This is a genomic window from Pseudomonadales bacterium (assembly GCA_013215025.1).
In the GTDB taxonomy this organism is placed as follows: domain Bacteria; phylum Pseudomonadota; class Gammaproteobacteria; order Pseudomonadales; family DT-91; genus DT-91.
Genome location: JABSRR010000151.1, coordinates 1 through 9,211, shown reverse-complemented (window position 1 = coordinate 9,211; position 9,211 = coordinate 1). Strand labels below are relative to the sequence as shown.

Here is a 9,211-nt window from a genome sequence, read left to right as displayed (position 1 = left end):
ACTATAGGCAAGTCCTTAGCCACCCATTTAAAACTTCCTTTTTTAGATATTGATCAGCTTATTATTGATAAAGCGGGTGCCGATATTCCTTGGATTTTTGACGTTGAAGGCGAGGACGGTTTTCGTAAGCGTGAGCAAGCGATGTTGCAGGATGTATTGTGCAAGCCACCCTCTGTCATTTCTACCGGCGGCGGCATTGTCAATTTGGCGGAAAATCGCCTGATGCTGAGAAAATTACCTGGCGTCATTTATTTATCGACTTCTGTCGAGCAGCAGTTTGCCAGAACCGCAAAAGATAAAAATCGGCCGCTGCTACAGACCGCCAACCCTAAAGAAACGCTTGCGCAATTGTTGGTGCAGCGTGAACCTTTTTATCGTGAAGTCTCATCCTTGACAGTTTCAACTGACCATAATCGGCCGCGAATCGTGGTCGATCAAATAATAGAGTATTGGAAAAGCCTGAGCTGAATCGCTACAATTAGGCCTCTTTTATTTCTCACTCTGGAATCTTTTCATGGCGCTTCAAGTTGATTTAGGCGAGCGTAGCTATCCAATTTATGTGCAGGCAAATTGCTTAGACCAGCGTCAGTCTGAGCTGCAGCAAATTATCGGTAATAAAAAGATTGCGGTTGTAAGTAATGAAACGATAAAGCCATTATACCTTGATGCTTTGGAGTTGGCCTTGGGTAAGCAGGCGGATGCGGTTATTACGCTTCCTGATGGCGAGCAGTATAAAACGATGACGCAATTAGAGAGCATATTTGATGCTATGCTCGCCGCACAATTAAACCGCTCAAGCCTATTAATTGCATTGGGTGGCGGTGTTGTAGGGGATATGACGGGCTTTGCTGCTGCTTGCTATCAACGCGGCATTGACTTCATTCAGGTGCCAACTACCTTATTATCGCAAGTAGATTCATCGGTGGGTGGTAAGACCGCAGTAAATCACGCGCGCGGTAAAAATATGATCGGTGCCTTTCATCAACCCAAGGCAGTTTTTATTGATATCAATACGCTCTCAACGCTGCCTGCACGCGAGCTATCGGCTGGCCTTGCTGAGGTAATTAAATATGGTTTAATCGCCGATGCTGATTTTTTTCATTGGCTTGAGCAAAATATCGACGCATTAATGGCAAAATCGTCAGATGCCCTTGCTTATGCTATTCAGCGTTCATGTGAGATCAAGGCTGAGGTGGTTGCGGCTGATGAAAAAGAGGGCGGCGTTCGTGCCATTCTAAATTTAGGCCACACTTTTGGTCATGCGATAGAATCTAACCAAGGTTATGGCGCTTGGTTGCACGGTGAAGCGGTAGCGGCAGGCATGGTTATGGCGCTTGATCTGTCGGTAAGAATGGGCATGATTAAGCCAGCCATTTTAGAAAGAGCAAAAAAACTACTGCAGCGAGCAGCACTGCCATTATTGGCGCCCGCTGATTCTTCGCTTGAGGCCTTTTTATCCGTTATGGCGGTCGATAAAAAGAATATCCATGGTGCTATTAGGCTCGTATTAATACGTGAATTGGGTAATGCATTTATATCTGATGACTATGATGCTGAATTGATGCATCAAGTCATCGTGGACAATATCGGGTAATTATTGTCGTAAAGACTTCACTACGATTATATACTCAGATTTCTGCTTGACTTTCTGTCATATAATCAAGCTGTTAATGCTAAAAAATTTGTCCTGACGCATCAGCGCGTGTAAAATAAGCCTCCCATTTTTCAAGCTTAGTGCTTTTTGAAGCGTTAATTTTTTTCTAAGTTATTGATATATATATAGTTGTGAGATTCCGACATGCAAGCTGGTTTGTACAGTCCAGAACAGTTTAAAGATAATTGTGGCTTTGGTCTTATTGCGCACATGCAAGGTGAGCCCAGTCATAAGCTGTTAAATACCGCAATAGAATCACTTACTTGTATGACCCATCGCGGTGGTATTGCATCCGATGGTAAAACAGGTGATGGCTGCGGCATTCTGATGCAAAAGCCGGACAGCTTCTTTCGAGCGATAGCCAAAGAGCATTTATCGCTGGAGCTGCCGCAGCAATATGCGATCGGTGCGATATTTTTACCTACCGAAAGTCAGCGTCAGTCAGATGCAATAAATCTTGTCGATACTGCCTTGAATAATGCGGGCTTGCAGGTCTTGGGCTGGCGCGAGGTGCCGGTAGATAGCAGTGTTTGTGGCCCAATCGCACTCGAAAGCTTGCCGAGTATTCAGCATGTATTTATTGATCTCTCCGGTAAGACAGCGGCAGAGTCCGCAACCGCGCTCTTTGTCGCGCGTAGAAAGGCAGAATTGGCCTTAGCATCGGAAGAAGATTTTTACGTTGCTTCACTGTCTGCAGAGGTGATTTCTTATAAAGGTTTGGTGATGCCAGTGGATTTGCCAGCCTTTTATCAAGACTTAGCAGATCCGCGGCTTGAGACCGCTATTTGTGTATTTCACCAACGCTTTTCTACAAATACACTGCCAAAATGGCCGCTGGCACAGCCTTTCCGTTACTTAGCACACAACGGTGAAATCAATACCGTGATGGGCAATAGAAACTGGTCTGATGCACGTGCTTCTAAATTTCAGTCGGCACAGCTTGATAATCTTGATGAGCTAGCTCCATTAGTTAATCGCACCGGTTCCGATTCATCGTCATTGGATAATATGTTCGAGGTTCTGCTTACTGGTGGTATGGATTTATACCGTGCTGTTCGAATGCTGGTGCCGCCCGCATGGCAAAATATCGACACTATGGATGCTGATTTAAAGGCGTTCTATGAATATAACTCTATGCATATGGAGCCTTGGGATGGCCCAGCGGGCTTGGTGATGACCGATGGTCGAAAAGCTGTCTGTATGCTCGACCGGAACGGCCTTCGCCCATCTCGATATGTTATCACTAAAGAAGGTTTTATCACCGTAGCCTCAGAAATCGGCTCATACAGCTATCAGCCTTCTGATGTAGTGACTAAAGGCCGTATCGGCCCCGGGCAAATCTTATCGGTAGATACTGAAACCGGCGAGTTATTGCTGACTGAAGATATCGATCAACGCCTTAAAACAGCTAAACCTTATAAACAGTGGTTACGCGAGAAAGCTGTGCGGATTGAGACGGTGCTTTCTGGTGCGGTCTCCCATGAAACCATGGATGACGATACGCTGTCGGCATTTATGAAGCAGTTTCAGGTCTCTTTTGAAGAGCGGGATCAGGTACTTCGCCCTGTTGCAGAGGGTGGTCAAGAAGCCGTTGGCTCAATGGGTGACGATACGCCAATGGCGGTTTTATCTCAGCAGCAGCGTAGTGTGTACGATTATTTCAGGCAGCAATTCGCGCAAGTTACCAATCCACCGATTGATCCACTGCGTGAAACCATCGTGATGTCTTTAGAGACATGCATTGGTGCTGAGAAAAATGTATTTGAGCAAACTCCTGATCATGCGCATCGGGTGATTTTAAGCTCGCCCATACTTTCAAAAACGAAATTTGATACCTTGCTATCACTGACAGACAGTGCGTTCGCGGCATCAAAAGTAAGCTTAAGTTATGATCCAGCCAGCAGCGACCTTGAGTCTGCGATTCATGCTATTTGTCAGCAAGCTGCTAAGCTAGTACGCAATGGCACGGTGATTGTCGTTTTGTCAGATCGGGATGTTACAGCAGGTAAAGTCGTTGTGCCGGCCGCTATGGCTACCGGTGCTGTGCACCACTATCTTATTTCGGCTGGCTTGCGCTGCGACTGTAATATTGTGGTAGAGACTGCTTCTGCACGTGATTCACACCAAATGGCAGTGTTGTTAGGTTTTGGTGCGACAGCGATCTATCCTTATTTAAGCTACGCGGTGCTATACGATCTAATCGCAAAAGGAGAGTTGTTAGGCGAGCCTGATGCTGCCTACGATAACTATCGCAAAGGCATGAATAAGGGTTTGCTGAAAATTCTATCAAAAATGGGTATCTCAACCATTGCCAGCTATCGCGGAGCGCAGCTTTTTGAAGCGGTGGGTCTATCGAGTCAGGTTGTTGACCTCTGTTTTAAAGGCGTGCAGAGCAGAATTCAGGGCTCTGGCTTTGATGATCTGCAAGATGATCAAATTATCTTGTCGAAAATTGCTTGGAATAAGCGTAAAACCATTCAGCAAGGCGGCTTGTTGAAATATGTTCATGGCGGTGAGTATCACGCATATAACCCTGATGTCGTTCAGGCTTTGCAGAAAGCGGTTAAGTCGGGTGACTATGCGGACTTTAAAGCCTACGCCAGTTTGGTAAACGAGCGTCCAGTATCCAGTATTCGTGACTTATTGGCGCTAAAAACGGTAGACCCCATCGCCATTGATGAAGTTGAAAGCATTGACGCGATTGTGTCGAATTTCGACTCGGCAGGTATGTCACTTGGAGCGCTTTCGCCTGAGGCGCATGAAGCCTTGGCGACTGCTATGAATCGTTTAGGCGCACGTTCTAATTCTGGTGAGGGTGGCGAAGATCCGGCTCGCTATGGCACTGAGCGAGTCTCGCGTATTAAACAAATCGCCTCTGGCCGGTTTGGTGTAACACCGCACTATTTAGTCAATGCCGATGTGTTGCAAATTAAGGTAGCGCAGGGTGCCAAGCCTGGTGAAGGCGGGCAGCTGCCTGGCGGTAAAGTAAATCCCTTAATCGCAAGATTGCGTTATTCTGTACCTGGGGTCACGCTCATTTCACCGCCGCCGCATCACGATATTTATTCGATTGAAGATTTAGCGCAGCTTATTTTCGACTTGAAGCAAGTAAACCCTCGCGCACAGGTTTCAGTGAAACTCGTTTCCGAGCCCGGAGTCGGCACCATTGCTGCGGGCGTTGCTAAAGCTTATGCGGACTTGATTACTATTTCTGGTTACGATGGCGGCACAGCTGCAAGCCCGCTAACCTCAATTCGTCATGCTGGCTCACCTTGGGAGCTTGGTTTATCTGAAGCACAACAAGCCTTACGCGTAAATGGTTTGCGCGATAAAGTCCGAGTTCAAGCTGATGGCGGCATGAAAACTGGCTTAGATGTGATTAAGGCAGCCATTCTTGGCGCCGAAAGCTTCGGCTTTGGCACTGCACCTATGGTTGCTCTCGGTTGTAAATACTTACGCATTTGCCACTTGAATAACTGTGCTACCGGTGTTGCGACTCAAAATGACAAACTTCGTGATGATCATTTTGTCGGTACTGTGGATATGGTGACCAATTTCTTCCGCTTTGTCGCCGAAGAAACGCGTGAGATTATGGCCAGTTTAGGTGTTGCTTCACTCAAAGATTTGATTGGTCGCGTTGATTTGTTAGAAGTGCTGTCCGGCGATACTGCTAAGCAAGCTAAGCTAGATTTGTCGCCGATTCTTTATAATGACCACATAGAACCTAATCTGCCGCAATATTGTCAGGTTGAGTCTAACGACCCTTATGACCAAGGTGTTTTAGCTGAAACTATGGTCTCTGATAGCTTAAGCGCTATTACTGATAAATCTGGTGGCGAATATAACTTCTCAATAACCAATTGTGATCGTTCGATTGGCGCTCGGGTTTCTGGGGAGATAGCTTTACGCCACGGTAATCTTGGCATGGAAGATGCACCTGTTCGTTTTAATTTCGCCGGCACTGCTGGTCAAAGTTTTGGTGTCTTCAATGCTGGCGGTTTGCATATGTATGTTGAGGGTGATGCTAATGACTATGTGGGTAAAGGTATGGCTGGCGGTAAGCTGGTTCTATACCCGCCACAAAACAGTGAGTTTGTCGCCAAGGATGTAGCTATTGTTGGTAATACCTGTCTATACGGCGCTACGGGTGGGCAGCTGTTTGCTTCCGGTGGTGCCGGAGAACGCTTCGCCGTTAGGAACTCAGGTGCAACTGCTGTTGTGGAGAGTGCTGGAGATCATTGCTGCGAATATATGACCGGCGGTGTGGTTGCTGTTTTAGGCAGCACGGGTTATAACTTCGGCGCTGGTATGACAGGCGGTTTAGCTTATGTGTTAGATCAAGATAAGACCTTTGTGGATAAGTATAATCATGAGTTGGTCGAGCTGACGCGCATTACCCAAGAAAATCTAGGGCCATACAGAAATCACTTAAACGCCTTGATCAGTGATTTTGTTGCCGAAACCAATAGCGTTTGGGGTCAAGAAATTCTTGATAACTTCGATGATTTTATTAATAAGTTTTGGCTGGTTAAACCTAAGGCGGCAAGCCTTAAACAGTTAATGAATAACATCAGCAAGGCTGCAGCATAAGCGGTGTTTTAAAAGAGTGTTTAAGTATGACACAGCGTTTAAATAACAACTTTCAATTTTTAGATGTAGATCGCCAAGATCCAACAAAAAAAGCGGCGCAAAGCCGTAAAAAACAGTTTGTTGAAATCTACGAGCCATTTAAGAAAGAGCAAGCGGCTTCGCAATCTCATCGCTGCTTAGCCTGCGGTAATCCATACTGTGAGTGGAAGTGCCCGGTTCATAACTATATTCCTAACTGGCTGAAACTTGCCAGTGAAGGCAATATCATGGAGGCGGTTGAGCTAAGCCACCAAACGAATTCTTTACCAGAGGTTTGTGGCCGAGTTTGCCCACAAGATCGCCTGTGTGAGGGTGCATGCACTTTGAATGATGGTTTTGGTGCCGTCACCATAGGTAATGTAGAGAAATACATTACCGATACCGCCTTATCGCTTGGCTGGCGCCCTGATATGTCAGATGTCGTGAGTAGTGGTAAAAAAGTTGCGATTATTGGTGCCGGGCCTGCAGGTCTTGGTTGTGCTGATATTTTAGCCCGTGCTGGTGTTGCAGTAACCGTATTCGACTCGCATCCCGAAATTGGTGGTTTGCTGACCTTTGGCATTCCTGAGTTTAAGCTCGAGAAGTCAGTGATGCAGCTGCGCCGTGAAGTCTTTGAAGGCATGGGCATTGAATTCAAGCTGAATACGACTATCGGCAATGATATCGCTTTTGATACTTTATTAAGCGATTATGACGCTGTTTTCTTAGGCATGGGAACATACACCTATATGAAAGGTGGATTCCCGGGTGAAGACATGCCAGGTGTGTATGAGGCCTTGCCTTATTTAATTTCGAACGTTAATCGTAACCTAGGTTTTGAATCGAACCCAGCGGATTTTGTGAGTCTGCAGGGTAAGCGCGTGGTTGTTCTTGGCGGTGGTGATACCGCGATGGATTGTAATCGCACCGCAGTGCGCCAGGGTGCAGCCTCTGTCACGTGTGCCTATCGCCGTGACGAAGCCAATATGCCAGGCTCTATTCGTGAGGTGCAAAACGCCAAAGAAGAAGGGGTTGAGTTTTTATTCAATCGTCAACCTATTGAGATTGTTGGTGACGAAAACGGCGTTACTGGGATAAAAGTCGTTGAAACAGCGCTCGGCGAAGCTGATGAAAATGGTCGCCGGCGTCCTGAGCCAATTCCTGGCTCTGAGCAAGTGTTAGATTGTGACGCGGTTGTTATTGCTTTTGGCTTTCAGCCGAGCCCAGCACCGTGGTTTGCTGACTTTGATATACAGCTGAATAGCTGGAATGGCGTAATTGCGCCAGAACAGCAAGCTTTCAAGTTTCAAACCACCAACCCTAAAGTTTTTGCCGGCGGTGATATGGTGCGCGGTTCTGACTTGGTGGTAACGGCAATATGGGAAGGTCGCGAGGCCGCAGACGGCATCCTCGACTACTTAGAACTCTGAGCAAACGTTTGATTTTTAAAGCCCACACACGTGGGCTTTTTTATTGACTTTAAATGGATAAATATTATGTCTGAATTGAAGAATGACCGATTTCTGCGTGCTTTACTGAGGCAGCCGGTTGATCAAACGCCGGTATGGATGATGCGTCAGGCAGGTCGATATTTACCTGAGTACCGGGCTACCAGAGCACAGGCAGGTGATTTTATGAGCTTGTGCAAAAATGCAGAGTTGGCTTGTGAAGTAACGCTGCAGCCGCTTGATCGATACCCCTTGGATGCCGCTATTTTATTCTCCGATATTCTTACGATTCCGGATGCCATGGGCTTGGGCCTTTATTTTGAAACCGGTGAGGGGCCAAAATTCACTCGCACAATTCGCTCGCAGCAGGATTTAGATCAGTTAGAAGAGATTACAGCCGATGACCATTTGGATTATGTTATGCGCGCGGTTACCACTATTCGTAAAGCACTTAACGGCAGTGTGCCGCTGATTGGCTTTTCCGGTAGCCCTTGGACATTAGCTACTTATATGGTTGAGGGTGGTTCCAGTAAAGACTTTCGTATGGCAAAAGCGATGGCATATGATCAGCCAGCGCTGATGCACCAGCTTTTATCCAAATTAGCTGCTAGCGTGACCGACTATTTGAATGCACAGATTCGAGCTGGTGCGCAAGCTGTGCAAATATTTGATACCTGGGGTGGCACACTGACAGGCCCAGCCTATCAAGCGTTTTCGTTAGATTATATGCAGCAGATCGTCAATGGCTTGATCAAAGAGCATGAAGGCCGTGAAGTGCCATGTATTCTGTTTACGAAAAATGGTGGCCAATGGCTTGAACTTATGGCTGCAACTGGTGCACATGCCTTAGGTTTAGATTGGACCACGGATATCGCTAACGCTAAGCAGAGGGTGGGTGATCAGGTTGCGCTTCAGGGTAATATGGATCCAACCATGCTTTATGCATCTCCCACGGCGATTCGTAACGAGGTTAAACGTATCTTAAGCGCCTTCGGCTCAGGGAGTGGTCATGTGTTTAATCTGGGTCATGGCATTACGCCGGATGTAAGCCCTGAAAATGCGGGTGTGTTTATCGAAGCGGTTGGGGAGTTCTCTCGCCGCTAAATGAAAAGCAAGAATGACTTAGCTTCATCAATTGCTTCTAATCTTAGAATGGCTTATCAATGGGCCATTTTTAATGGTTCAGTAACGTTAGGCTTAACTAGAAATAGCCCTCAAGCATCAGCGTTCAATATATAACGCTGCCTTCATGGTTTTTCTGTCTGAAACTACCGAGCTTAAAGTTGTGCGTTGAACAAGCGTTCGAGCTGCTCGGTAAGCTTTGGATTTGATGGGTTATCCAAACGCTCTAGCATGGCTAGATGAAACTCAGTGCTGCGTTTCGAATACATGCAGTTGGTATGCAATAAAAAAGCAGGTACATCAATGCGATGTCGATGATCTGTCGATAAATTACTCCAGAATTCGACCAACTGTTCAGGGCATGGCTGTTCTTGCTGGG

6 protein-coding genes are annotated in these 9,211 nt (G+C 46.5%); 5 read left to right on the top strand and 1 reads right to left on the bottom strand.

Annotation, left to right across the window (positions count from 1 at the left end):
* The 5 genes from HRU21_10105 to hemE form a co-directional block, all read left to right on the top strand.
* Positions 1 to 468 (top strand): shikimate kinase (locus HRU21_10105; protein NRA42642.1); only part of this gene is annotated, 468 nt, incomplete at its 5' end.
* Positions 469 to 514: 46 nt separating this feature from the next.
* Entirely contained in the window at positions 515 to 1,594 is a 1,080-nt protein-coding gene (gene aroB, locus HRU21_10100; protein ID NRA42641.1) for a 3-dehydroquinate synthase, read from the top strand.
* 204 nt (positions 1,595 to 1,798) lie between these two features.
* The gene (gltB, locus tag HRU21_10095) at positions 1,799 to 6,244 is read left to right on the top strand and encodes a glutamate synthase large subunit (GenBank protein NRA42640.1); all 4,446 of its coding nucleotides are present in this window, start codon (positions 1,799 to 1,801) and stop codon (positions 6,242 to 6,244) included.
* A 26-nt stretch (positions 6,245 to 6,270) separates the two neighbouring features.
* A complete protein-coding gene (locus tag HRU21_10090) occupies positions 6,271 to 7,692 on the top strand; it encodes an FAD-dependent oxidoreductase (GenBank protein NRA42639.1) in 1,422 nt (473 codons plus the stop codon).
* A 66-nt stretch (positions 7,693 to 7,758) separates the two neighbouring features.
* Positions 7,759 to 8,814 carry a uroporphyrinogen decarboxylase gene (hemE, locus tag HRU21_10085; protein NRA42638.1) on the top strand — a complete coding sequence of 352 codons (1,056 nt, stop codon included), beginning with the start codon at positions 7,759 to 7,761 and terminating at the stop codon, positions 8,812 to 8,814.
* A gap of 173 nt (positions 8,815 to 8,987) precedes the next feature.
* On the opposite strand, the gene HRU21_10080 is transcribed toward hemE, so the two are convergent.
* On the bottom strand, positions 8,988 to 9,211 hold a 224-nt coding region (locus HRU21_10080; GenBank protein ID NRA42637.1), incomplete at its 5' end, for a hypothetical protein.

What these genes read in the sequence shown, in the direction of transcription:
- aroB (NRA42641.1), top strand. Translation starts at nt 515, where the DNA reads ATGGCGCTTCAAGTTGATTTAGGCGAGCGTAGCTATCCAATTTATGTG.
- gltB (NRA42640.1), top strand. Translation starts at nt 1,799, where the DNA reads ATGCAAGCTGGTTTGTACAGTCCAGAACAGTTTAAAGATAATTGTGGC.
- HRU21_10090 (NRA42639.1), top strand. Translation starts at nt 6,271, where the DNA reads ATGACACAGCGTTTAAATAACAACTTTCAATTTTTAGATGTAGATCGC.
- hemE (NRA42638.1), top strand. Translation starts at nt 7,759, where the DNA reads ATGTCTGAATTGAAGAATGACCGATTTCTGCGTGCTTTACTGAGGCAG.